Origin of the sequence: Shewanella indica (genome assembly GCF_002836975.1) — a bacterium.
Classification (GTDB): Bacteria; Pseudomonadota; Gammaproteobacteria; order Enterobacterales; family Shewanellaceae; genus Shewanella; species Shewanella indica.
On record NZ_NIJK01000027.1, the window covers coordinates 113192 to 136750 of the forward strand.

Sequence of the window (23559 nt, forward strand, 5' to 3'; positions counted from 1 at the left end):
CACTTGAAGCCCTGCGCCGAATGAGAATTGTTGCCAACTGTAAAGCCTGCTAGGCTTTGGAGTTTTCAGTCACTTCAGGGAGATGGGAATGGAGTTTATCCCACCACTGCAATCCGGCATTTTGATCCAAAGGTATAAACGCTTTCTGGCCGATGTCAGGCTGGATGATGGCACTGAGATTACCCTGCACTGCCCCAATACGGGTTCAATGAAGAACTGCCAGTTCCCCGGCGAGCGGGTTTGGTTCTCCTGTTCGGACAATCCCAAGCGTAAGTACGCCCACACCTGGGAACTGATGCAAACCCCTGGAGGCGACCTGATTGGAGTCAACACCGGCCGGGCCAATGCTCTGGTAGAGGAAGGGATCCAAACAGGTGTCATCAAGGAACTACAGGGATACCAAAACCTCAAGCGGGAAGTGAAATACGGTGATGAAAACAGCCGTATCGATATTTTTCTCAGCGAAGGGACAAAGGCCGATTGCTATATCGAAGTGAAGAACACCACACTCTTGGAAGAAGGTCACGGTTACTTCCCTGATGCCGTCACCAGCCGCGGTCAGAAACACTTGCGGGAACTGATGTCCGTGGTAAAAAGTGGCCAACGAGGGGTATTGGTGTTTTTAGTGCAACATACCGGCATAAAAACCGTATCAGCGGCCCGTCATATAGATTCAAAATATGCTGATTTATTGAACGAAGCCATAGCGGCCGGAGTTGAAGTGCTGGCCTATGCCACAAGCCTTGCCCCAGAAGGCTTCAGGGTGGAATCAAGGCTCGAATTTATCCGCTGAACCAGCTGTGAAAAGTGATAAAAAGTTGATTTAATCGGGTTTAGCAGACATATTCAAATAATTAGCAATAAGTAAATCGAAATATTTGCCTAGGTAGAGAGATTCTGATATAGATAGCGGCCGTTCATAAGAACGCCCTACGACGCAAATGGAAACAGGAGATGCGTTATGCCTGAAGGCACTAAAAAACTTGGTGTACTCGCTATCGCTGGTGTAGACCCTTACCAGGAAAAACCCGGTGAGGAGTACATGAACTCGGAACAACTGAGTCACTTCAAAACCATTCTTGAAGCATGGAGGAATCAGTTGCGTCAAGAGGTGGATCGCACTCTTACCCATATGCAGGATGAAGCTGCAAACTTCCCGGACCCGGTGGACCGTGCCGCCCAGGAAGAAGAGTTCAGCCTCGAACTGCGCGCCCGCGACCGCGAACGTAAGTTGATCAAGAAGATCGAAAAGACACTGCAGAAAATTGAAGAAGATGACTTCGGTTTCTGCGAATCCTGCGGCGTTGAAATCGGCATCCGTCGTCTGGAAGCCAGACCGACAGCCGATCTGTGTATCGACTGCAAAACGCTGGCAGAGATCAAAGAAAAACAGATGGCAGGTTAATCTAATCTGCCACAGCGCGGGGCCAAGTGTTACACTGGCCCCGCGATTTTTTTGTCACTCTGCCCTTGATGAACAACACTTCCTACATAGGCCGTTTCGCCCCCTCGCCTTCTGGCTCTTTGCATTTTGGCTCTCTTGTTGCCGCCCTCGGCAGTTATCTACGCGCCCGCTCAAAACAAGGGCAGTGGTTACTGCGAATAGAAGATATCGACCCCCCAAGAGAAGTCAGCGGCGCAGCCGATGACATAATGCACACTCTGGAAGCCTTTGGCTTACACTGGGATGGCGAAGTGCTGTACCAGAGCCAACGCCTGCAAGACTATCAACAACATATAGATGCCTTGCTGAAATCCAATCAGGCCTACTATTGCCAGTGCACCCGCAAACAGATCCAGCAAAGAGGTGGCGTTTACGACGGCCGCTGCCGGGAGTTGCAACTCAAGCAAGGTGCTATTCGCATTCGCAACCAATTGGCGGTTGCTCAGTTTATTGATGACCATCTGGGTAAAGTCTGTGTCGACCCGGCCTTCGCCGCAGAAGACTTTATTATCAAGCGCAGCGATGGCCTGTACGCCTATCAACTGGCGGTAGTGCTGGACGACGCCTTTCAGGGCATCACAGAAATCGTCCGCGGCGCCGATCTCTTGGAGGCCAGTTGCCGACAGATAAGCCTGTTTCGCCAATTCGGGTTTCAGGAACCGAGTTTTTTTCATCTGCCGCTGGCCAGCACCCAAACTGGACGCAAGCTCTCCAAGCAAAACCATGCCACGCCGGTGGATAAACGCCATCCACAGCCGGCGCTGCTGGCGGCACTTGAGTTTCTCGGCCAGGCCGCTGTCACCCCCCAAGCCGATGTGACTCAGATGTTGGCTCAGGCGGTGGCTCAGTTTGATCCGGACAGCATTCCCAAACAGACAGAGATCCTCATCGGCCGCTGATATACTCATCGCCCGCTATTTGGTATATCATAGCCGCCAGTTTTTAACCCTTATTTTGCGTTAACGTTCCGAGGTGTCCCATTTTTCGCCGTATCAGTCAGTTTTGTAAGCAGTTGTTTGACGATGGTCAGACAGCCAAGGCTCAACAAGAAGACAACACAGACACAGGTTTGAGCCTGGAGGTTATCCCGCGCGATGGCCACAGCATTTCCCGCAGACAGATTAGCGAGAATGCGCTCAAGGTTTTGTACCGCCTGCATAAGTCTGGCTTTAACGCCTATCTGGTCGGTGGCGGCGTACGCGATCTGCTGCTTGGACTGGATCCAAAAGACTTTGACGTGGTCACCAATGCCACTCCGGAAGAGATCAAGAAGCTGTTTCGCAACTGCCGCCTGGTTGGCCGTCGTTTCCGCCTGGCCCATATCGTCTTTGGCCGGGATGTTATCGAAGTGGCTACCTTTCGCGGCCACCACGGCAACAGCGAAGAGAAAATTTCCAAGGTCAATTCGGCCGGACGACTGCTGCGCGATAATGTGTATGGCGACATAGATGAAGACGCCGAGCGTCGCGACTTTACCGTCAACGCCCTCTATTACAATATTGCCGACTACTCCATTCGCAGCTATGGCGGCGGTATTCATGATCTTAAAGCCAGAAGCCTGCGACTGATTGGCGATCCCGAGACCCGTTACCGGGAAGACCCGGTGCGTATGCTGCGAGCCGTGCGCTTTGCCACCAAACTGGGGATGTCCATCGATAAGCGCACTGCGGCCCCGATCAAGAGCCTGGCTCCGCTGCTGAAAGATATTCCGGCGGCGCGTATGTATGAAGAAGTGCTCAAGCTGTTCTTCGCCGGTAAGGCGCTGAACAATTATCAGATGATGCGCGAATATCAGCTGTTTGCACCGATCTTCCCTCTGGTGGAAAGCCTGCTGCGGGACGATCCCAAGGGCCCGGCCGCCAGACTGCTGAGCGAAATGATGCACAACACAGATGTGCGCGTCGGTGAAGACAAGCCTGTGACACCGGCCTTCTTCTATGCCGCGCTCCTTTGGTATCCGCTGCAAAACCGCGCCCAGGATATTGCCTTGGAGAGCGGTCTCAGCCCCTATGATGCCTTCTTTGCCGCCATGGGCGATGTACTTGAGCAGCAGTGCCGCTCGGTAAGCATTCCACGCCGCTTCAGCACTCCGGCACGGGATATCTGGCAGTTACAGATGCGCTTTGAACGCTCTCAAGGGGGCCGCGCCTTTAAACTGATGGAGCATCCCAAGTTCCGCGCCGCCTACGATCTCTTGCTGCTCAGAGCCAATGCCGAAGGCGGTAATCTGGCCAAACAAGCCAGTTGGTGGCAACAGTTTGTCGAGTCTGATGATGATAAGAGACAACAACTGATACGCAGCGGCAACAAAACCGGCGGCAGCCGCAACCGTAATGCCAATCAGCGCCGGCGCCGCAAGCCACGTCGCCCAAGCGAAAAACCACAGGCGGCAGAGTAAGATGACCGGAGTCTATGTGGCGCTGGGCGCCAACCTGGACTCTCCCGAGCGCCAGCTTGATAGTGCTTGCCTGGCGCTGCAACAGCTGGCGCTGCAAAACAGCTTTCGCGTTTCATCCTACTATCGCTCGGTTCCCATGGGCGATGTTCCCCAGCCAGACTATGTCAATGCGGTGGCCTGTTTCGAGACCGAACTGGCGCCGCTGGAACTCCTTGACGCCTTGCAGGCAATCGAGTTGCAGCAAGGTCGACAACGCCTGGTGCGCTGGGGGCCCAGAACCCTGGATCTGGACCTGCTGCTCTACGGCGATCAGCAGATACAGACCCCAAGGCTCACTGTGCCGCACTACGGCATCAAGAGCCGTGAGTTTGTCCTCATTCCACTGGAAGAACTCAATCCTTCGCTGGTGTTGCCCTGCGGTACCGGCATAGCCACACTGATCACCGATGCCATGCGCCAATCGCTGCAATTGCTCCATCCCTCCGGCTGAGAAACTGAGCCGGATCGTTGCAGTCCAAAGCTTCATGGCATATAACACCACTTTACTCGGTTAATAAGAAGAGCATTATGTCTAAAATCACCACAGCTACCCTGCGTAAATTCAAGCAGGAAGGTAGAAAATTTACCGCTCTGACCGCTTATGACGCCAGTTTTGCCGCCGCTTTTGACAGCGAAGGTGTAGACGTCCTGCTGGTAGGAGACTCATTGGGAATGGTTCTGCAAGGGCACGATGATACCTTGCCTGTCAGTGTCGAGGAGATGGCCTATCACACCCGCTGTGTTCGCCGTGGCATCAGCCGCAGTTTGTTGATGGCCGATCTACCCTTTATGAGCTACGCCACTCCCGAACAGGCAATGACCAATGCCACCAAGCTGATGCAGGCCGGCGCCAACATGATCAAGATTGAAGGGGGCCAATGGTTACTGGAAACGGTTTCCATGTTGACCGAGCGCGGCATTCCTGTCTGCGCTCATATAGGACTGACACCACAATCAGTGCATGTGTTCGGTGGTTTCAAGGTGCAGGGCCGCGATGCCGACAACGCCCAGCGGATCCTGGATGAAGCCAAGGCGCTGGAAGGTGCCGGTGCCCAACTTTTGGTACTCGAATGTATCCCGGCAGCGTTGGCAAAACAGATAACCGAAGCGCTGCAAATTCCGGTGATCGGCATAGGTGCCGGCAAGGAGACTGATGGCCAAATCCTGGTGATGCACGATGTACTCGGGATTTCCAGCGGCTATATCCCGCGCTTTTCCAAGAACTACCTCAAGCAGACAGGTGAAATCCGTGAGGCCGTGAAGGCCTATATCGACGAAGTTCAGCAGGGACAATTCCCCGCAGAAGAGCACACCTTTAACTGAGCCGGGGATTCGCCAGATTATGCTGACCACAGCCAAAATAGATGAGATCCGTGCCCGGGTACGGGAATGGCGCCAAAAGGGGGAAACCATCGCCTTTGTCCCTACCATGGGCAATCTGCACCAGGGACATGTGAGTTTAATCCTCGAAGCTGCGCGCCGCGCCGATCACGTGGTGGCCTCGATTTTTGTCAATCCATTGCAGTTTGGCAAGAATGAGGATCTCGATGCTTATCCCCGCACCCTGGGCGCCGATCAACAGAAGCTGACCGAAGCCGGCTGCGAGCTGCTGTTTACCCCAACACCCGAGCTTATCTACCCCAAGGGGCTGGATGCCCAGACCTTTGTGGAAGTCCCCGGGATCTCCGATGAGCTTTGCGGTGCCAGCCGTCCAGGGCATTTTCGCGGAGTCGCGACCATAGTCTGCAAACTGTTCAATATAGTGCAGCCGGATATAGCCCTGTTTGGCCGCAAGGACTACCAGCAACTACTGGTGATCAAGACCATGGTGACCGACCTGTCGCTGCCCATCGAGGTCATAGGGGTAGAAACCGTTCGCGAGGATTCCGGCCTGGCACTGAGTTCGCGCAATAGTTATCTCACCGAGACCGAAAAGGCGCTGGCCCCCAAGCTCAAGGCAAGCATGGATAAACTGGCCGAGGCGATCGTCCTGGGACAGGATATCGACCAAGCCATCAGCAATGCCAAGGAGTTCCTGCGCGCCGCCGGGCTTGAGCCCGACTATCTGGAAGTGCGTGAAGCTTCAAGCCTCAAGCCTGTGAACAGCGATGACAAATCGCTGGTGATCCTGGCCGCCGCTTATCTGGGTAAGGCCCGCCTCATAGACAATATGATATTGTCACGCTGATCTCTTTTTAAGGGGTAGGATAGCTACCCCTTCATTTTCTGCCCAATAGCTTCCCCCAGCCACAATAATTTCCTTAGTCAAAAACTGGTCTTCAATAAAGGTTTGAGTCATATTGGTTACACTTGTTTTAGATATGTGACGAAAGGATTCCCACCCCAATGTTGTCCGGACAGCCCAGACTCTGGCTCTTTGTTGCACTGCTGCTCGCTTGGCAAGTTCAGGCAGGTACCGTCTATAAATGTATCAAAGAAGACAAGGTGGTATTCAGCCAGCAGCCCTGCCCACAAGCCTTCACCCAGCACAGAATTGAATACCAGTATGGCGTGACCACGGAAACGGCCGAGGGAGAAAGAGTTGATCCGCTGCAATCCCTTTTGGAAAACGACAGCCTGCCAGAAGACAAGCTGTTGCGCCGACTGGAAGCCGAAGTCTATCGGCTGCAGCAGGAAAACAGCTATCTGGAAATACTGCGAACCAGCGAGCTACAAAAGCAGGAGCGGCAACGCTATTGGCAGAAAATGGCGCGGGAAGATCCCGCGTTTATTGAGCAGCGCGGCAAGATAAACGCCCACTTTGATGAGCTCAAACGCGCCAATGATGACAAGATAGCCAAGCTGCAGCAATACAGACAATTGCTGCAGCAGAAAACCGAGGCTCAGCCCTGAATCAGCTGCGCAGCCCTATCCCACGAGAGATCAGATAATAGGCCAACAACCACAGACCCGCACAGAACCCCAGCATCACCCCAATGGACAGCGGCACGCTCATATCGGCAAATCCCAGGAAACCATAGCGGAACACGTTGATCATATACACCACAGGGTTCAGCGCCGATACGCCACGCCAAAAGTCAGGCAACAGCGACAGCGAGTAAAACACCCCGCCAAGATAGGTCAGCGGCGTCAACACAAAGGTGGGGATAATGCTGATATCGTCGAAGCTCTTGGCAAACACGGCATTGATAAGGCCGCCAAGGGCAAACAGCACTGAGGTCAGAAACACTGTGACTATCACCAATCCCAAGTGCTGCACACTGAGATCGACAAAGAACATGGCTACCAGGGTCACTATCAGGCCCACCAACAGTCCACGGGCGACACCGCCACCGACATAGCCGGCTATCATCACATAATGAGGCACAGGCGCCACTATCAGCTCTTCCAGGTTACGCTGGAACTTGGCGCTGAAAAAGGAAGATGCCACATTGGAGTAGGAGTTGGTGATCACCGACATCATGATAAGGCCCGGGGCGATAAACTCCATATAGGACACCCCGCCCATCTCACCGATGCGACTGCCCACCAGATTACCGAAGATCAGAAAATACAGTGTCATGGTGATCGCCGGCGGTACCAGCGTCTGTATCCAAATGCGGGTAAAACGGGTAATTTCCTTGATTAAAATACTCTTGAAGGCAACCAGATACAGACCTCTCATGCCTGGCCTCCTTGGGCATTTTCAACCAGTTTCACAAACAACTCCTCCAATCGATTGGCCTTGTTACGCATGGATAGCACCTCAACCCCCTGCTCGCTCAGTAAACCGAAGACGGCGTTCAGGCTGTGGGACTTCACCAAGTCCACTTCCAGGGTCATTGGATCGGTAAGCCTGACGCTAATATCGCCAAGCTTGGGTACCTCAACAAGCGGCTGCTTGATATCCAACACAAAGGTTTCCATATCCAGTTTCGACAGCAGGGACTTCATACTGGTGCACTCCACCAGCACGCCCTTATCGATAATGCCTATGTTGCGGCAAAGCATTTCTGCTTCTTCCAGATAGTGGGTCGTCAGTATGATGGTGACGCCTTCAGCGTTGATTTTTTTGAGAAACTCCCACATGGAGCGCCGCAGTTCTATATCCACCCCGGCGGTAGGCTCATCGAGGATCAAAAGCTTGGGCTCGTGCATCAAGGCCCTGGCTATCATCAAACGCCGCTTCATGCCGCCGGAAAGCTGCCGGGATTGGCTGTTGCGCTTGTCCCAGAGATCCAGTTGCCTGAGATATTTCTCGGCCCGCTTATGGGCCTCGGCTCTGGGCACACCGTAATAACCGGCCTGGTTAACCACGATTTGCAGTACTGTCTCAAACTGGTTGAAGTTGAATTCCTGCGGCACCAGGCCGATACACAACTTGGCCTGCTCCAGCTCTTTATCCAGATCATGGCCAAAGACCCGCACACTGCCGCCACTTTTGTGCACCAGCGAACTTATGATACCGATAGTGGTGGACTTACCGGCACCGTTTGGGCCGAGCAAGGCAAAAAAGTCACCCTGAGCCACTTTCAGGCTGATCCCTTTGACGGCTTCGACACCGCCCTTATAGGTCTTCTTAAGATTGTCCAGCTCCAACGCCAGAGCTTTGGTCGTCATAGATGTTTCTCCTAAAGAGCCTCCAATACCTGGGGTATCGGCAGCGGCCCGGGACGCAAAAAGCAAGACTCCCGCCGTGGCGGGAGTCTGTCTTACTATATAAACAAAGCCGACATCACAGCTTGCTTACTCCTGCGGGATCACCTTGGCGATATAAGGCAGGTTGCGATACTGCTCGGCGTAGTCGATACCGTAACCGACCACAAATTCATCAGGAATAGTAAAACCGACAAAGTCTACCGGTACATCGACTTCACGGCGATCCGGCTTATCCAGCAGAGTACAGAGCGTCAGGCTCTTTGGCTCACGCAGCAGCAGCATTTCGCGTACCTTGTTGAGCGTGTTGCCCGAGTCAATCAAATCTTCGACGATCAACACATCACGATCGGCGATTTCCGACTGAACATCTTTGAGTATCTTCACGTCTCTGGTGCTGGTCATGGCATTGCCATAGCTGGAAACAGACATAAAGTCGATCTCTACATGGCCCTTAATCCGACGGCAGAGATCGGCCATAAAGACCACTGAGCCCTTGAGCAGGCCGACCATCAGCAATTTGTCGGCATTGGCATAATGCGCATTGATGCGCTCGGCTAATTCATCCAGTTTCTGGTTGATCTCTTCTGCCGAGATCATCACTTCGGTGGTGTGTTTCATATAACTCTCAATTGTCGATCTCACTGTCTTTGGGTTTGTCATAACCCCAGCGATCCGTTAATGCATGTTCGACACCCAGATGATCCAGGATCCGGGCGACCATGAAGTCTATCAGATCTTCAATGGATTTGGGATGGTGATAAAAGCCGGGTGCGGCCGGCATTATGATGGCGCCCAGTTGGCTGAGTTTCAACATATGTTCAAGATGAATGGCGTTGAAAGGTGTCTCTCTGGGCACCAACAACAGCTGACCGCGCTCCTTGAGCACTACATCGGCGGCCCGCTCCAGCAAGCTATTGCTCATACCTGTGGCCACCGCAGCCAGGGTGCCGGTTGAGCAGGGACAGATCACCATCTGCTTTGGCGCCGCCGAGCCAGACGCCGGTGGAGAGAACCACTCATCCTTGCCGAGCACTCTCAGTTCACCGCCTTCGGGAAACAGTTTTCTGAGCTGCTCTGTGGCCTTGTCCGGTGCGCTGCTGAGTTTGAGCCCATGTTCCGTTGCCAACACCACCCGAGCGGCGCTGGACACCATCAGAAAAACCCGAAACTCGGCCTTGAGCAAGCACTCCAGCAGCCTCAGCCCATAGGGCGCCCCGGAGGCGCCGGTCCAGGCGAGGCTGATACTCTTAATCTGCTGATATTTCACGCTTTGACCTCGCCACTTCTGGCTTTAAGGGCCTGGAGCAACTTTTGATGCAAGCCGCCAAAGCCACCATTGCTCATGATCAGCACGGTATCGCCGGGCTTGGCTTCACCACTGACCTTGGCCACTATCTCATCTATGTTGTGCAAAACCTGTACCGGCAGCGGCGCCGCCTGCATGGCCGCGGCAATATCCCAATCGATATTATCCGCCTGATACAACACGGCTTCATCGGCCAGGGCCATGGAGTTGGCCAGTGTGTCTTTATGCACCCCTTGCTTCATGGTGTTGGAGCGAGGCTCAAGCACGACAGTGATTTTGCCCTGGCCTACCTTGGCGCGCATTCCCTGAAGAGTTGTGGCGATTGCCGTTGGGTGATGGGCAAAGTCGTCATAAACGCTGACCCCTTCTACGCTGCCCAGCAACTCGAGACGACGCTTGGGCGGGGTAAAGTCTGCCAACGCCTTGAGCGCATCTACCGGCAAGACCCCAACATGACGCGCCGCAGCTATCGCCATAGTGGCGTTGTCTATGTTGTGACGCCCAATCAGGCCCCAGCTCAAAACGCCCTGGGATTCACCGCGGAAAAATAGCTCAAACTCGTGACCATCATCTGCCAGCATCCTGGCGCTCCAGTCACCCTGGCCCACTTCATGGCTCAAGGTTTCCTGCTCACTCCAGCAGCCCTTGGCTATCACGTCGGCAACCGCCTGGCTGTCTTGCGGCCAGATCACCCGGCCATCCCCAGGCAGGATTCTGAGCAGATGGTGAAACTGCTTCTGTATCGCCTTGAGATCGTCGAAGATGTCAGCATGGTCGAACTCCATGTTGTTGATCACCAGGGTTCTTGGCTGGTAATGCACAAACTTGGAGCGCTTGTCGAAGAAGGCGCTGTCATATTCGTCGGCCTCGACCACAAAGAAGGGCGACTCGCCCAACCTGGCCGAAATGCCGAAATTCTGCGGCACTCCACCAATCAAAAAACCAGGTTGATAGCCGCAGGCTTCGAGGATCCAGGCCAACATGCTGGCGGTTGAGGTTTTGCCATGGGTACCGGAAACGGCCAATACCCAACGTTCGGGCAATATATGGTCATGCAAAAACTGCGGGCCCGAGGTGTATTTCAGGCCGCGGTTGAGTACGGTTTCCACACAGGGGTTGCCGCGGCTCATGGCATTGCCTATCACCACAATATCCGGCTCGGGATCCAGCTGTGAAGGGTCAAACCCCTGAATAAGATCTATCCCCTGCTGCTCAAGCTGGGTGCTCATGGGAGGGTATACATTGGCATCGGAGCCGGTGACCTTATGTCCCATGGCGCGGGCCAGCAGTGCCAAGCCCCCCATAAAAGTGCCACAGATCCCCAGAATATGTACGTGCATTAAGGCCATCCTTCTGCAGTGAGTCCGCTCGCCCCTCGTTGGGCGAGTTTGCATGCCGCTCATTGTACCTATGCCACCGGCAAGACGCGAGAGGCCTCTGCCAGCTGTTCAGCTTTATCTCATCTTCGCTAAGCAATGTGATTAATAGATAAAGGAATTTCCCAAAACCTGAGCCGAACGCTGGTCAGGACAGAGCCGCGCGTTTAAAATGCCCGCAGCCTACGCAAATGCGATTAGCATCAGGAAAGCAGCATGCAGTTAACGGAAGAACTCCAACATCTCAGGCGCGAGCTTGAAGATCTCAAACTCAAAGAGACTAACCTGGAAATCAGGACAGATATCCGCCTCGACGCGATAGAACAAAGAATCGAGGCGCTGTTTGCGGCCGTCAATCAGCTTGCCGAAGAGCAAGCTCAGCCTTTGGCGGCCAAGGTTGCCGAGCCGTCAGCAATGCCTGAACAAAATGAACCTCAGGCCGAGCCAAAAGCCGCCGATTTGTCTTTCGAGTCGCCGGCTCAGCGCCAGGACGCCTGGCAGCGCAGGGCCGATATTCAGCCTATCGAGCACACCCAGCCGGCACCAGCTGATACGGCAGCAACGCCAGTTGCAACCCAAGCGCAAACCGCATCAAAACAAACCGTAGCCCAAAGAGTACCGCCCCAAACACAAGAGGGGCGAGGACAGCAGACTCCCAACTGGGGGCGTAAATTTGATCAGGCTGTGGCCGCTTTTTTTGCCGCTATGCTGAGCCCGCTGCTGGGACTCTTCGCACAAGCCAAAGATTTTTATCAGCACTATCAAGCCAAAGGTCAGGGCCCGGTATTTATGATGACCCTGGCCGGGATCATCGCCATGACCCTGGGCTTTGGTTATCTGCTGCAGTATTCCATGAACCACTGGCTGTCGGACACAGGAAAGGCCTTGACTGGCTTTGTCTGCGCCAATGGCATTCTGGCCTTGGGAGCCTTTATCCGCAAACGGCAACGAGCAATGGCCGATTTCGGCTCGGGTCTGGTGGGCCTTGGGCTGATTATCAACTATCTGTGCGCCTATTTTGTCGGTCCCTACTTCGAGCTGGTACCGGATGGCGTCAGCTATCTGCTGCTGTTGCTTATCACTGTAGCCGGTTACAGTCTGGCGCTGAAACTGGAAGCCAGAGTCATCAGCATAGTCGCCTTGCTGGGTGGCTCCCTGGCACCACTGATGCTGCTTTCCGGCAGTCAGGCGCCTTTGATGTATCTCCCCTTCCTGCTGCTGATTGGTGGCTGCTCTTTACTCTTGAGTCACAAGATACGTTGGCCTGTGCTGCTGGAAACGACAGCCATACTGCACATCGCCTGTATCGAGAGCCTGAGTTTCTTTGTCGAGCTGCCGCTGCAAGGGCAAGGGATAATGGGAGTTCTGGCGCTCATCTCCCTGCATGGCCTCTTCTATGGCTATGGACTTGGCAGCCTTTGGCTGTTTGGCCGGGAAGGTCTCAGCCACAGGCTGCTGGCTCTGCCTGCGGCCTTGCTGGCCTTTTTGGTCTATAGCCTGAGCCAGTTCAGCCCCCACGCCGGCGAGCTGCTGCTGGCGAACGCCGCCGTGCTTATCGGCCTGTCGCTCTGGCTTAAACAAGACAAACAGCTGCAGACGCTATTATGGCTGGCGACCGGTGCCTGTCTCGGTTTTGCCGCGCTCAGCCTGCTCAGTGGTGAGCTGCTGGGGCTGGTGTTACTGCTCGAAGCCTTGCTGTTGATGTGGCTAGGTTGCCGAGAGCAGCAAGCCTCGCTGCGAATCGAGGCCATCACCCTGCTGGCTCTGGGACTGGTCATCAACCTGTTGGCCCTTGGCGATATGATCAATGAAGCGCCGGCGCTCTTGTCACTGCCGCTGCTGGCTTGGGGGCTAAGCACGCTTAGCTTGTTTGGCTTTAACCAACTGCTGGGCAAACAGCCCGAGCTCAGCCGCTGGGAGCAACAACTGCTGCAGCTGGGACGCGAGCTTGCCAACGTGCTGCTGGTGTCTTTAGCCCTGGTTAGCACCTGGCTGATAAGTGAACACTACTTCCTGGTGATAATTCCCGGATTGAGTCTGACCTTGCTGCTACTCGCGCGCAGGCAACAACTCAGGGTCAGCGAGGCCTTGGCCTGGGCCTTGTTGTTACCGCTGGCGGCTCAGGTCATTTTCGCCGTTGTGGAGGTGCATAGCCTGAGTTTCCGCGCTCAGCCGCTGTATGCGCAAATCGCCAGGGTAGAGCTGTTCCTCTGCCTGTTACTGGCCTGGTATGCATACCGGCGCTTCCATCCCCTGGGCGAACTTAAGCGTTTGGCCTGGTACGCTCGCCTGGCCTGCCTGGTGCTCTTGCCACTGCTGTGGCTGCCCAAAATTGCCCTTCGCTTTGAAGATTGGCTGGCCCCGGCCTTGTGGTTATCCTGCTTTGTTAGCTTAGTATTGGCCCGCAAGTTCAGACAGCCGATACTGAAACGCGAAGCGGATGTGCTGCTGGTGCTGGCTATAGCCCAAACCGCTTTAGCCTGCCTGGCAGGACAATGGCCCGGGCTTGTCGCACTGCTGCTGGGCAGTCTCTATTCTGGTCTGCTGCTGTGGCGCTATCCATCCTTGCCAAGGCTCTGGCAAGGCCCCTGCCGACTCGGCTGGCAGTTGTCACCCTTCTATGGCGCGCTGCTGCTGGCGGTGGTGAGTCACAGCCTGGAGGTCTTGTTCAGCCACACTCTGGCACTGAGCAGTGTGGTGCTGAGCGGCTACTTCTTTATCCTGCTCAGCCGCAAACCGCTCAAGGCCCTGCGCCCGGGTTACCCCTTTGCCTTTGCCAGCTTCTTTATCGCCTTGCTGCTGCCCTGGCTCAGTTGGCTCGACAGCCTTCAGTCGTTGCAGCTCGATGCCCTGACTCGGCCTTCTGAGCCTTGGTTGATGGCGCTGGCACAAGCTTGCAACCTGGCCTTGCTGGCGCTGTTTATCCGTAAACGGCCATTGGCCATGAGACGCTATCGTCAGCAGTTGCCGACCAATATGGTGTTTATCGCCTGGCATGCCCTGTTGCTGCTGGCCTATCTGCCTCTGGCCTACCAGATGCCAACCGGGTTCGATGCCACCCTAAGCACAGTGCTCATGGTGTCCCACGGCTGCTGGCTGATGTTCCTCAGCCTGCGTCCCGGCTGCCAGATTATGCTCAAACTGGCCGCAGGTCTGTTTGCCATCAGTTGCCTCAAGGTATTGCTGCTGGATATGGCCGCCGCCGATCTGCTGCAAAAGATCATCGTCTTTATGCTGATTGGCGCCTTGCTGCTCGGGGTGGCTTACTTCTACCAGAAATCCAGAGCCCGGCTGCTGTCACAATAAACCAACTCAAAGGCGCCCGCGGGCGCCTTGGGAATAAGTCTGACTGAAGTTTTGCTAACGACCTTTTACTCCATTCTTGGTAATTTATGAAACTGACCCAAATAACCCTATTTTCCCTGGCTCTGTTTTCACTCCCCGCCCTGGCCGGTGGTCATTGCGCCAAAAAAGAAGCCGCAATCGAAAAGCAGCTCTCTGATGCCAAAGAGCATAACAACAGCCACAGAATACGGGGACTGGAAACTGCGCTGGCCGAAGTCCGTGCCCACTGCACTGAGGCCGGTGAAATCCAAAAGCAGCAAGATTCACGCGATGAATTGGCAAACAAGATCCGTGACAAGCAGAATGAGATTCGCGAGTTAGGTGAAGAACTGGCCGAAGAACGCGCCAAACTGAACGCCGATATCGCCGAGGCCGAGCGCAAGGGCAAAGTCGATAAGGTCACCAAATATCAACGAGAACTGGCCGAGGAAGAGGCTAAAACAGCCGCGAAAATCAGCGCTAAAGAAGCTGAAATACGTGGATTGAAGTCCGAGATGGACGCCAGATAAGTATTAGCCCCGCTTGGCGGGGCTTATTGATGACATCATCAAGCCTGGGACGCTTCCAGCGCCTGGGCCACATCGCTGATGATGTCGTCTATATGCTCAATTCCCACAGAGATCCGGATTAGATCTTCACTCACCCCGGCACGAGCCAACTCCTCGGCGTTGAGCTGCCTGTGGGTCGTGGTGGCAGGATGACAGGCCAGTGACTTGGCATCGCCTATATTCACCAGACGCAGGATCATCTGCAGCGCATCGATAAAGCGCCCACCGGCCTCTTTGCCCCCCTTGATACCAAAGCTGATGATACCGGACGCCTTGCCTGAGGTGATTTTGTCGCAATTGGCCTTATAAGGACTGTCTGCCAGGGCGCCATAATTGACCCAGTTCACCAGCGGATGGGACTGCAGGTAACTTGCCAGCGCCTCGGCATTGCTGCAATGTCGCTCCATCCTCAGGCTCAAGGTCTCCAGCCCCTGCAACAGTAAAAAGGCGCTGTGTGGTGATAAAGCCGCGCCGGTATTACGCAGCGGCACCACTCGGCAACGGCCGATATAGGCCGCCGCGCCGAAGGCTTCGGTATACACCACCCCATGGTAGGAAGGGTCCGGCTGATTGAGCACCGCAAATCTGTGTTTATTGGCAACCCAGTCAAACTTGCCCGAATCGATGATCACCCCGCCCACTGTGGTGCCGTGGCCACCGACATACTTGGTCAGCGAGTGGACAACAATATCGGCGCCATGTTCGAAGGGGCGGCACAGCACAGGGGTCGCCACTGTGTTATCCACCACCAAGGGCACGCCATGTTTGTGGGCAATTTCTGCCAGACGCGCGATATCGACAATATTGCCGGCGGGGTTGCCTATGGACTCACAAAACACCGCCTTGGTGCGCTCATCAATAAGCGACTCCAGGGTATCGAAGTCATCGAACGAGGCCATGCGCACCTCTACTCCCTGGCGCGGCAGAGTGTGAGCGAACAGGTTATAGGTGCCGCCGTAGAGCTGGCTGCTGCTGACTATGTTGTCGCCCACTTCCGTCAGCGCCTGCAGCGCATAAGTGATGGCCGCCATTCCCGAGGCCAGCGCCAGCGCGCCAATGCCACCTTCGATAGCTGCCATTCTGGCTTCGAGCACGGCGTTGGTGGGGTTCATGATGCGACTGTATATATTGCCGGGCACCTTGAGGTCAAACAGATCGGCGCCGTGTTGAGTATCGTCGAAAGTATAGGACGTCGTCTGATAGATGGGCACCGCCGCCGACTTGGTGGTGGCTTCCGATTCATAACCATGGTGCAACGCCAGGGATTCCAGTTTCATCTCGCGCTCCTTGATGACAGATAATGCTGACTGAATGAGTGAGCAATCAAATTAACAGACAGACGTCCAGATGTCCAAATAAAAAGAAACCACCCCTGAGGGTGGTTCTTGCCAGGCGCGATTAGCTGTCTGTTATGGCTTGGCCTTGAAGCTCGCCAGCCAACCCACTATTGCGCCGCCAAGGCCGATGGCAAACACTGAGTAGGCTATGATGCAATAGTGCGCCATATTCATGCCAAACAGTGACCAGTCATCTTCACCGCAGCCGCCGGTAGGAGCGAACTCAAATGGCAGCCACTTATCCAGCGGCAAGCCCAGAGGGAAGTGCGGCTCGGTGGAGCAGGCTGAACCTGCCGCCGAACCTGCCTCGGCAAAGAAGTCCATCGACTCATCCACTACCAGGTGCGCGGCGTCGTGGATATTCATCAGTTGAATCGACCAGGCCATTCCCTGGATCACGCCGTAGAGTGCCAGGGCAACACCCAAGGCCTTGAGCACGTGGTTCTTCGGATTGATCAATATGATGGCACCGGCCAGTACTATGCAGCATTGGCTGAAGCGTATGTAGACACACAGCTCGCAGGGATCCATCTCCAGAAACACCTGAAAATAGCCCATGGCAGAAGCGAGCAAAAATACTGCCGCGCCCAGCATTATGCTCCAGAGTACTCGCCCCTGTTGCCAGCGAGCCAGAGTGGGAACGGGAGCCTGGGTAAACTCCCGAAACAACATACTCAATTTATTCATCCGTGACTCCTTACTTGGCGGCCAGTTCGGCCACCAGTTCATCGAGCATCTGCATGCTGCGAATAGACTTGGTGTTGATCAAGTACTTGCCATTGACCACCAGTGCCGGGATCCCCTGGATCTTGGCGACTTCCACGCCTCTGTCCCATTTGCTCAAGAGTTGTTGCACCTCAGGGCTATTCTTGGCCGCTTCAAAACCGGCGCGATCCAGGCCTGCGGCCTTGAGGCCAAAGTCGATGACTTCATCGGCGGAGGCAAAGCGGGCCTTGTCGTCATGATACTTCTTGTACAGTGCCATCTTGACTGTCTTGAAAGCCTGCTCGGATTGGGTTTGGGCATAAGCCAGCACCAGGGCTTTCTCCATGCCGAATGGCGGCTTGGTGGTGATGTGATAATCATCGAAGGTCACCCCCTTGGGCAGATTTTTCACCATGCCGGGGATCACTGCCTTGTCGTACTTGTAGCAGAAGGGGCAGTTGACCGAATACACCTTCACCACTTGATTGGGAGCATCAAAGCTGGCGGCCCCCAACAGTTGATAGTGTTCGCCTTCATTGTATTTGGCAGCGGAAACAGAGCAGGACAACAACAGGGCACTCAGTGCCAACAGACTTTTCTTCATCATGATACGGACTCCAAACAGGCGGCAGCCCGGCTGCCGCCACAAAAATAATCAACGATTGAACATACTTTCGGGGTGAACCACGGTAGAGCGATAGCCAGGCTCGTGTTTCATCAGGGTCTTCACCTTAATTTCGACCTTGACCTCGTTGGTCTTGGGATCCACTTCAGTGATCCAATGCTCGGGAGCCTTATCCCCTTCCAGCAATCCGGCAGAAGCCGAGGCCATAAACATGGTCTTGTGATCCGCTTGCCACTCTGTGATGGAAGTGATTGGGCTATACCACTCGTATCCCCGCTCTTTGCCGTACTCCCAGGTCTGCTGCACTGTCATCTTGCCCATGTTGACTTTGTACTCGACGCCGCGGGAATACTTCATGGTCGGCAGTGCAGGTTGTTCCAGACCGCGGCCATCGCCGTTGTCAAACACTGTGACTGTGCCCCTGTCCGGTACCGGCCAAGCCGTGTGCTGAGTCCAGGTCCAGTCAAAGCTGCCTTCGCAACCCTTGGCGTCACACTTGAGTGCCCGACCTTTGGTATCAACGGGTTTCAGTACCTTGGCGGCCAGTTCTCCTTTCCAACCTTCGGGAGTGCCGAGGATCCACTTGACCTTGTTATCACGGCCAACCTTGATCACCGCAGACTGGTGGCGTGAGCTGACAATGATGCTGTCATCGGCCGGGTCATAACCTATGGAGTTGATATGCAGCCAGTTGCGACCGGTTCCGACCCCGGCAACATCGCCATAAGGTTCGCTGGCCAGCTCTTCGGCAGTCTTGGTTTCACCGGCCTTGGAGACATCCACGTTCAGGCAAACCGCCCCCATATCCAATGACTTGAGCACAGTGTCACGCATAGGGTCGAGTATCTTGTTGAAGTCCCAAACCTTAACGACATCACCGTTCTGATCCACTTCAATCACATGGTCGCGCACTGTGTCGACCTTGAGGCCATCCGGCGTGACATAATCACGCTTTCCCACCCTCAGCAGCAGGTGACCATTGGGCATTTCGGTGATCTCATGGGAGAAACCATTGAAGCCCCGCGGGAGTTCGCGCTTGAAGATAGGCTTGCCGATAAAGTCATACTTGGCGTAGTAAGGCACCTGGAACCCTTGATGCAATTCAAACATCAACCCCTGGCCAAAGATCAGCTTGCCATCACGGGTCTGCTTGAAGGACATGGAGCCGCCCGGACGGTCATAGATAACATCGCTGTTCAGATGCCAACGCACATCGCCGTTGGTATCTATGATGTTCTGGGTCGGGATCCAGTCCCAGTGGTCACGGATATTGGGTGGTATCACCTGACCATCAACCAGATAGAATCTGTCTTCAAAACCTTTGGCGACTTTGACCGGCTCATATTCATATTGAGTGCGGTCATTGCCATCGATATGCAGGTGAGGCAATGCACTGGTGCGGATCTTGTATTCCTCGGTCACTGACTTACCGGCCAGTTTGTAGCTGACCTCAACCCGGTTCAGATAATCGGGATAGAGGCCAAATACCGGAATACCACTGTGGGTGTTGAGTTGAGTCAATCCCACAGGGTACTGAATATCAATCCCTTTCTTTCCTTTGCCTTTGACCGTGACCTTGACGTCACTGATGGACTTGCCACCGAGATCGATCACCGCCACCAAGGGGCTGAACTTGTAAGGATCTACATAGACAAATCCCAACTGCCCCTGAGGTATGGCACTGGAACTGGTACCCGGCAGATCGCCACCGGCAATCACCTGGGTTGAGAAACCCGTTAATGTCAGACTGGATGCCGCCAACATTAAGTAACACAGTCTCTTCATTTTCATCTTGTCACCTTCCAATTAAAGTTGATATTGCAGGGAATAAAAAATAGCGTCGTGATATCCTTGTTTTCCTAAGTTATTTTCCGCATACCGATAACTCAGGATAAAACTCAGATTTTCGCTAAAAGACCAATTAACAGATAAAGCTCCATTAAAACCAAAATCTTTTCCATCACCAGATAAAACCAAATAATCATCTTCGCGATTAAAAAAGTGTTCTTGCCACCAGGTCAACTTAAAGTCTTGCTTAAATAGATTTAGCTTATGGCTTGCCAGAAAATAAACATACCCACTGTTGAAACCACCTTCAAAGTTGGCATCAAAACTTTTATAAGTGGCATCGACAAAATGTCCTGCCAGGGCAACTTGTAGATAAGTATCGTCATAATTTTTGTCCCAGCTCAGTCCCAACATGGTGTTGGTTTCGCCCCAACTGGGTTTACTCTTGTCAAACACTTGGCCATAGAGATTCCAATCTGTCTCCCCTAAGTTAATCTGACCTATCACATTAATCTCTGTGCCGTAGTAGGCTCCATCATCCGGGTCTTCCCACTTTACATGGCCATAAATATCCCCATACTCATTACCAACGGCACCTTTCAGAGTGATAAATGGGTTATTGTCTTTGGCCTCGCCAAAATAATCCGATGCTTTGGATTGCCAATCCATCATCCCGGCTTCAACAGCCAACATAGCCGCCTGACAGTGGCCACCAAGGCAGGCAGAGATAATTAAGGGACATAGCAATTTCGTGTTCATATTCAATCCTTCCTTCCCGACTCAAGTTAATTATTTACAGAAGCAGAATTGAATAGGTGAACTAAATCACATGAAAATGTTTATTTTGTCTTTTTGTTAAAAGGTTTAATAAGGATCATCAAAAAATAAAATTTTATTTTTTGATGAGCGAGATCACAAAGAGCTAATTAACACTCAAAAACTTTTATTCTCCAATTTATAATAAACCAACACTTTTTTGAGTATTTTAAAATGGATAAGCCCGAGCATAACCGTATACGGGAAGCTATTTTGGATTTGGCAGAGTCTGTTATTGCCAAAGAAGGATTATTGTCTCTGAAAGTATCAGATATCACCAAGGGATTGGGTATATCCACGACTCTGTTCTACAGCATCTTCAAGACCAAGGAAGATATTCTGGTGGCTCTCACCTGTCGCGCCTTTGACCAGGTGCTTGGGCTGCGTTGGTGGCTCAATCTGGAGGGCTACTCAGGGCTGGAGAAGTTTATCGCCTATATTCTCAATGAAATCCAATTTACCGAGACCTACTGCCTACGCAGTTCCATCTCCACCATCTCCTGCAACAGGTTGATCTTCAACAAGGCCAGTGCCACTTATCTGCGTAATCTAAATCGACTGGCCATGGATTATTGGGAAACCCCGCTCCAACTTCTGGCTCAAGCAAAAGAGCAGCAGGAGATCTTGGCCAGTGATGTACAAATCCAGCAGTTTTGCCATCTGTTATGCACCTATCTGAGAGGTCGAGAGTTGGTGGGGAATACCTATGCCGGTAAGGAGTACAGCCAGGATGTCAGGTTTGATAACGCCAGGCTGCTCACTCAACTGCTCAAAGAGTTATGCCCAGGCAAAAGACTTAATCCCCAAACTCTTGCCAGAGCGCAGCAACTACGCCGCGAATTACCCCGCTACAGAGAATTACGCCAACAACAGCTAAACACTTGAGTGAACCAAAGGCCTTGGGTAATTCCACAAGCGACCGGGATTTAAACCGCACAGTGCACAAAACCAACATAGAAGTAAAAACATCTAGACGTCTAAATTGACAGACGACTGGCTATCCCCTATTCTTTCGCCTAATTTGTCAGGAGATGATGCCGTTAAGACAATGCAATTCAGCGAGTTTGGCTGCTACGGAGGGAATCCCCGGCCAAACGTGATTTACAGAGAGTAGATTTTGACCCAGAACAACACTTCTCCAGCCGTTAAAGCTCCGGCCTCATTTGTGGCGCTGCTGCCACTATTTCTGTTTCTGGCGCTGTTTATCGGTGCCGGGGTCTATTTCCAAAGCCAAGGGGTAGATTTTGCCTTCTATCAGTTGCCAAGTCCGATAGCGATATTACCGGCGATTGTACTGGCCATTTTGCTGTCCAAGCAAAAGCTCAACCAGACCATGAACACCTTTATGGCGGGGATAGGCCACAACAACATCATCGCCATGTGCCTCATCTACCTGTTAGCCGGTGCTTTTGCCGCCGTAGCCAGTGCCACTGGAGGGGTCGATGCCACAGTTGCCCTGGGGCTTAAACTGATCCCGGCCAATCTGTTGCTGCCCGGTTTTTTCATTATCGCCGCCTTTATCGCCACCGCCATGGGCACCTCCATGGGCACGATTGCCGCTGTAGCCCCTATCGCCCTAGGGGTTGCCGATCAGGCAGGGATTGAACTGCCACTGATGGCCGGCTCTGTGATGTCCGGCGCCCTGTTTGGTGACAACCTGTCTATTATCTCGGATACCACTATTGCCGCCACCCGCACTCAGGGCTGCGAAATGAGAGACAAGTTCCGCGAAAACCTGATCTTTGCCATTCCGGCGGCGATCGTGACCCTGCTGCTATTCGGTTTCCTATCTTCCGGTCAAGCCGAACTGCCACCGCAGGAGGTCGACTTTGTTAAGGTGTTGCCTTACTTGAGTATTCTGGTGCTGGCCGTCGCCGGGTTAAACGTATTTGTGGTACTGGCCATCGGCATTTTGCTGGCCGGGACCACGGGATTTCTCACTCAGGACTATTCGTTGCTGACCTTCGGCCAAGACATCTATAAAGGCTTTGGCAATATGCAGGAGATTTTTATCCTCTCCATGCTGGTTGGTGGTTTGGCAGCCCTGATGCAGCAGCAAGGTGGTCTGAGCTTTGTCAGCCAACAGATTGAAAAACTGATCGCCCGTTTCTCCCGCGCCAAAGGCGAAGCCTCCTGTCGTGCCGCCGAGTTAGGTATGGCCGGGATTGTCGCCCTGACCAACTCCTGTGTGGCCAACAATACCGTCTCTATTGTGGTCAGTGGTGATATCGCCAAAGATCTGGCCGCCAAACATGGCGTGGCCCCCAAACGCGCCGCCAGTGTTCTGGATATTTTCGCCTGTATTATTCAGGGACTTATTCCCTACGGTGCCCAGGCCTTGCTGATAGCTTCCCACTTCAAGATCTCTCCGCTGGAAGCGGTTGCCAACACTTGGTACTGTATGATCCTGGCATTGGTCGCTGTAGTGATTGTGATACTGCGCCCCCGCAGTTAAACTAACAAATACAAAAACCAAACCGGTCCCTGCGACCGGTTTTTTGTCGCTGCCGTTTGGCAAGCATTATTGAATACTGATATTCAAACGAGCCACTGCATGCCCCCTTACGAGCAATATCACAAACAAGATCCGCAGCGCCTGGCATTTATGATGTCTCTGGTAGGCGTTAGCATAGCGGCACTAGGTATGATTTCCTCCTTTTGGGCCGCTTATGACAGTATGGGCAGTGCTATTTTCAGCATGCGCATGGACAGACTGGGTGACTATTTAAGCTCGCCACTGGCCTATGTCTACAACATCTCGCTACTGCTCGGCGGTGCTTGCTTCACCTTGGCCATGGGAGGCCTCTGGTGGCAAAAGCACAGCGCGGCGGCCAACTTACTGTCAAGGTCGGGGATAGCTGTGGGGGTGGGGATAGCGGCGCTTGGTGTGTTTCCCTATAATGAACTCTTTGCTCACCAGTTGGCGGCCATCTTCTTTATTGCCAATACCTTGGTGATGTTTACTCTTTGCTGCTACTGCTTTGTTTCCCATCGAGCACTGTGTAACCTGCCGCTGTGCCTGTTTAGCCTGCTGGGAATAGTATCCGGTATTGGCTTGTTATCTCAGTTGCAATGGCCATCGATGAATTATGCCTCTTGCCCGGCGCAAACCCTCTGCCTTTCGGTATGGTTTATGTGGTTGCACTCCATTGCCACTGTGTTTGCCGGCCTCAGCCTATCGGCCACGGTTTATCGGCTGTGGCACTGGTCGCAGCCGATAAACGACTGATGTA

At 53.6% G+C, this 23559-nt stretch carries 23 protein-coding genes; 13 read left to right on the plus strand and 10 right to left on the minus strand.

What is annotated here, in order from left to right:
- Window positions 1–88: 88 nt before the first annotated feature.
- The 8 genes from sfsA to CX650_RS07535 all read left to right on the plus strand — a co-directional run bounded on the left by sfsA (window position 89) and on the right by CX650_RS07535 (window position 6734).
- Entirely contained in the window at window positions 89–793 is a 705-nt protein-coding gene (sfsA, locus tag CX650_RS07500; protein ID WP_101095469.1) for a DNA/RNA nuclease SfsA, read from the plus strand.
- Between the two features lie 168 nt (window positions 794–961).
- Window positions 962–1405: an RNA polymerase-binding protein DksA gene (gene dksA, locus CX650_RS07505; protein ID WP_101053694.1), complete on the plus strand. Its 444-nt coding sequence runs from the start codon at window positions 962–964 to the stop codon at window positions 1403–1405.
- Window positions 1406–1473: 68 nt separating this feature from the next.
- On the plus strand, window positions 1474–2343 hold the full coding sequence (gene gluQRS / locus CX650_RS07510) for a tRNA glutamyl-Q(34) synthetase GluQRS (protein ID WP_101095591.1): 870 nt from the start codon (window positions 1474–1476) through the stop codon (window positions 2341–2343).
- A gap of 113 nt (window positions 2344–2456) precedes the next feature.
- The gene (locus CX650_RS07515) at window positions 2457–3842 is read left to right on the plus strand and encodes a polynucleotide adenylyltransferase PcnB (RefSeq protein ID WP_264184783.1); all 1386 of its coding nucleotides are present in this window, start codon (window positions 2457–2459) and stop codon (window positions 3840–3842) included.
- A gap of 1 nt (window position 3843) precedes the next feature.
- The gene (gene folK, locus CX650_RS07520; protein WP_101095471.1) at window positions 3844–4332 is read left to right on the plus strand and encodes a 2-amino-4-hydroxy-6-hydroxymethyldihydropteridine diphosphokinase; all 489 of its coding nucleotides are present in this window, start codon (window positions 3844–3846) and stop codon (window positions 4330–4332) included.
- A 77-nt stretch (window positions 4333–4409) separates the two neighbouring features.
- A complete protein-coding gene (gene panB, locus CX650_RS07525; RefSeq protein WP_101095472.1) occupies window positions 4410–5204 on the plus strand; it encodes a 3-methyl-2-oxobutanoate hydroxymethyltransferase in 795 nt (264 codons plus the stop codon).
- A gap of 19 nt (window positions 5205–5223) precedes the next feature.
- Window positions 5224–6069 carry a pantoate--beta-alanine ligase gene (gene panC / locus CX650_RS07530; protein WP_101095473.1) on the plus strand — a complete coding sequence of 282 codons (846 nt, stop codon included), beginning with the start codon at window positions 5224–5226 and terminating at the stop codon, window positions 6067–6069.
- Between the two features lie 158 nt (window positions 6070–6227).
- Entirely contained in the window at window positions 6228–6734 is a 507-nt protein-coding gene (locus CX650_RS07535) for a DUF4124 domain-containing protein (protein ID WP_071475781.1), read from the plus strand.
- Window position 6735: 1 nt separating this feature from the next.
- Here CX650_RS07535 and CX650_RS07540 read toward each other — a convergent pair whose 3' ends face one another.
- The 5 genes from CX650_RS07540 to mpl all read right to left on the minus strand — a co-directional run bounded on the left by CX650_RS07540 (window position 6736) and on the right by mpl (window position 11126).
- Window positions 6736–7506, minus strand: a complete 771-nt coding sequence (locus tag CX650_RS07540; RefSeq protein ID WP_071475780.1) for an ABC transporter permease — start codon at window positions 7504–7506, stop codon at window positions 6736–6738.
- Entirely contained in the window at window positions 7503–8441 is a 939-nt protein-coding gene (locus tag CX650_RS07545) for an ABC transporter ATP-binding protein (RefSeq protein ID WP_101095474.1), read from the minus strand. The genes CX650_RS07540 and CX650_RS07545 overlap by 4 nt, the downstream gene beginning before the upstream one ends.
- 126 nt (window positions 8442–8567) lie before the next feature.
- On the minus strand, window positions 8568–9098 hold the full coding sequence (hpt, locus tag CX650_RS07550; RefSeq protein WP_039033092.1) for a hypoxanthine phosphoribosyltransferase: 531 nt from the start codon (window positions 9096–9098) through the stop codon (window positions 8568–8570).
- A 7-nt stretch (window positions 9099–9105) separates the two neighbouring features.
- A complete protein-coding gene (locus CX650_RS07555; protein ID WP_025010042.1) occupies window positions 9106–9747 on the minus strand; it encodes a flavin prenyltransferase UbiX in 642 nt (213 codons plus the stop codon).
- On the minus strand, window positions 9744–11126 hold the full coding sequence (mpl, locus tag CX650_RS07560; RefSeq protein ID WP_101095475.1) for a UDP-N-acetylmuramate:L-alanyl-gamma-D-glutamyl-meso-diaminopimelate ligase: 1383 nt from the start codon (window positions 11124–11126) through the stop codon (window positions 9744–9746). Before mpl ends, CX650_RS07555 begins: the two co-directional genes overlap by 4 nt.
- Before the next feature lie 252 nt (window positions 11127–11378).
- Between mpl and CX650_RS07565 the strand changes: the two genes are divergently transcribed.
- The gene (locus CX650_RS07565; RefSeq protein ID WP_101095476.1) at window positions 11379–14468 is read left to right on the plus strand and encodes a DUF2339 domain-containing protein; all 3090 of its coding nucleotides are present in this window, start codon (window positions 11379–11381) and stop codon (window positions 14466–14468) included.
- Window positions 14469–14554: 86 nt separating this feature from the next.
- Entirely contained in the window at window positions 14555–15016 is a 462-nt protein-coding gene (locus tag CX650_RS07570; RefSeq protein WP_101095477.1) for a DUF1090 domain-containing protein, read from the plus strand.
- A gap of 38 nt (window positions 15017–15054) precedes the next feature.
- On the opposite strand, the gene CX650_RS07575 is transcribed toward CX650_RS07570, so the two are convergent.
- From CX650_RS07575 to CX650_RS07595, 5 genes are all read right to left on the minus strand, one after another.
- Window positions 15055–16332, minus strand: a complete 1278-nt coding sequence (locus CX650_RS07575) for an O-acetylhomoserine aminocarboxypropyltransferase/cysteine synthase family protein (RefSeq protein WP_101095478.1) — start codon at window positions 16330–16332, stop codon at window positions 15055–15057.
- A 132-nt stretch (window positions 16333–16464) separates the two neighbouring features.
- The gene (locus tag CX650_RS07580; RefSeq protein WP_101095479.1) at window positions 16465–17079 is read right to left on the minus strand and encodes a disulfide bond formation protein B; all 615 of its coding nucleotides are present in this window, start codon (window positions 17077–17079) and stop codon (window positions 16465–16467) included.
- Between the two features lie 10 nt (window positions 17080–17089).
- A complete protein-coding gene (locus tag CX650_RS07585) occupies window positions 17090–17704 on the minus strand; it encodes a thiol:disulfide interchange protein DsbA/DsbL (protein ID WP_226684395.1) in 615 nt (204 codons plus the stop codon).
- Window positions 17705–17752: 48 nt separating this feature from the next.
- On the minus strand, window positions 17753–19513 hold the full coding sequence (locus tag CX650_RS07590; protein ID WP_101095480.1) for an aryl-sulfate sulfotransferase: 1761 nt from the start codon (window positions 19511–19513) through the stop codon (window positions 17753–17755).
- Window positions 19514–19528: 15 nt separating this feature from the next.
- The gene (locus tag CX650_RS07595) at window positions 19529–20269 is read right to left on the minus strand and encodes a nucleoside-specific channel-forming Tsx family protein (protein ID WP_101095481.1); all 741 of its coding nucleotides are present in this window, start codon (window positions 20267–20269) and stop codon (window positions 19529–19531) included.
- Window positions 20270–20500: 231 nt separating this feature from the next.
- Between CX650_RS07595 and CX650_RS07600 the strand changes: the two genes are divergently transcribed.
- The 3 genes from CX650_RS07600 (at window position 20501) to CX650_RS07610 (ending at window position 23555) form a co-directional block, all read left to right on the plus strand.
- On the plus strand, window positions 20501–21211 hold the full coding sequence (locus tag CX650_RS07600) for a TetR/AcrR family transcriptional regulator (RefSeq protein WP_101095482.1): 711 nt from the start codon (window positions 20501–20503) through the stop codon (window positions 21209–21211).
- A 232-nt stretch (window positions 21212–21443) separates the two neighbouring features.
- A complete protein-coding gene (locus tag CX650_RS07605) occupies window positions 21444–22781 on the plus strand; it encodes a Na+/H+ antiporter NhaC family protein (protein WP_039033083.1) in 1338 nt (445 codons plus the stop codon).
- Between the two features lie 99 nt (window positions 22782–22880).
- Window positions 22881–23555: a hypothetical protein gene (locus CX650_RS07610; protein ID WP_101095483.1), complete on the plus strand. Its 675-nt coding sequence runs from the start codon at window positions 22881–22883 to the stop codon at window positions 23553–23555.
- Window positions 23556–23559 lie beyond the last annotated feature (4 nt).

What these genes read in the sequence shown, in the direction of transcription:
- sfsA (WP_101095469.1), top strand. Translation starts at nt 89, where the DNA reads ATGGAGTTTATCCCACCACTGCAATCCGGCATTTTGATCCAAAGGTAT.
- dksA (WP_101053694.1), top strand. Translation starts at nt 962, where the DNA reads ATGCCTGAAGGCACTAAAAAACTTGGTGTACTCGCTATCGCTGGTGTA.
- gluQRS (WP_101095591.1), top strand. Translation starts at nt 1,474, where the DNA reads ATGAACAACACTTCCTACATAGGCCGTTTCGCCCCCTCGCCTTCTGGC.
- folK (WP_101095471.1), top strand. Translation starts at nt 3,844, where the DNA reads ATGACCGGAGTCTATGTGGCGCTGGGCGCCAACCTGGACTCTCCCGAG.
- panB (WP_101095472.1), top strand. Translation starts at nt 4,410, where the DNA reads ATGTCTAAAATCACCACAGCTACCCTGCGTAAATTCAAGCAGGAAGGT.
- panC (WP_101095473.1), top strand. Translation starts at nt 5,224, where the DNA reads ATGCTGACCACAGCCAAAATAGATGAGATCCGTGCCCGGGTACGGGAA.
- CX650_RS07535 (WP_071475781.1), top strand. Translation starts at nt 6,228, where the DNA reads ATGTTGTCCGGACAGCCCAGACTCTGGCTCTTTGTTGCACTGCTGCTC.
- CX650_RS07540 (WP_071475780.1), bottom strand. Translation starts at nt 7,506, where the DNA reads ATGAGAGGTCTGTATCTGGTTGCCTTCAAGAGTATTTTAATCAAGGAA.
- CX650_RS07545 (WP_101095474.1), bottom strand. Translation starts at nt 8,441, where the DNA reads ATGACGACCAAAGCTCTGGCGTTGGAGCTGGACAATCTTAAGAAGACC.
- hpt (WP_039033092.1), bottom strand. Translation starts at nt 9,098, where the DNA reads ATGAAACACACCACCGAAGTGATGATCTCGGCAGAAGAGATCAACCAG.
- mpl (WP_101095475.1), bottom strand. Translation starts at nt 11,126, where the DNA reads ATGCACGTACATATTCTGGGGATCTGTGGCACTTTTATGGGGGGCTTG.
- CX650_RS07565 (WP_101095476.1), top strand. Translation starts at nt 11,379, where the DNA reads ATGCAGTTAACGGAAGAACTCCAACATCTCAGGCGCGAGCTTGAAGAT.
- CX650_RS07570 (WP_101095477.1), top strand. Translation starts at nt 14,555, where the DNA reads ATGAAACTGACCCAAATAACCCTATTTTCCCTGGCTCTGTTTTCACTC.
- CX650_RS07575 (WP_101095478.1), bottom strand. Translation starts at nt 16,332, where the DNA reads ATGAAACTGGAATCCCTGGCGTTGCACCATGGTTATGAATCGGAAGCC.
- CX650_RS07580 (WP_101095479.1), bottom strand. Translation starts at nt 17,079, where the DNA reads ATGAATAAATTGAGTATGTTGTTTCGGGAGTTTACCCAGGCTCCCGTT.
- CX650_RS07585 (WP_226684395.1), bottom strand. Translation starts at nt 17,704, where the DNA reads ATGATGAAGAAAAGTCTGTTGGCACTGAGTGCCCTGTTGTTGTCCTGC.
- CX650_RS07590 (WP_101095480.1), bottom strand. Translation starts at nt 19,513, where the DNA reads ATGAAAATGAAGAGACTGTGTTACTTAATGTTGGCGGCATCCAGTCTG.
- CX650_RS07595 (WP_101095481.1), bottom strand. Translation starts at nt 20,269, where the DNA reads ATGAACACGAAATTGCTATGTCCCTTAATTATCTCTGCCTGCCTTGGT.
- CX650_RS07600 (WP_101095482.1), top strand. Translation starts at nt 20,501, where the DNA reads ATGGATAAGCCCGAGCATAACCGTATACGGGAAGCTATTTTGGATTTG.
- CX650_RS07610 (WP_101095483.1), top strand. Translation starts at nt 22,881, where the DNA reads ATGCCCCCTTACGAGCAATATCACAAACAAGATCCGCAGCGCCTGGCA.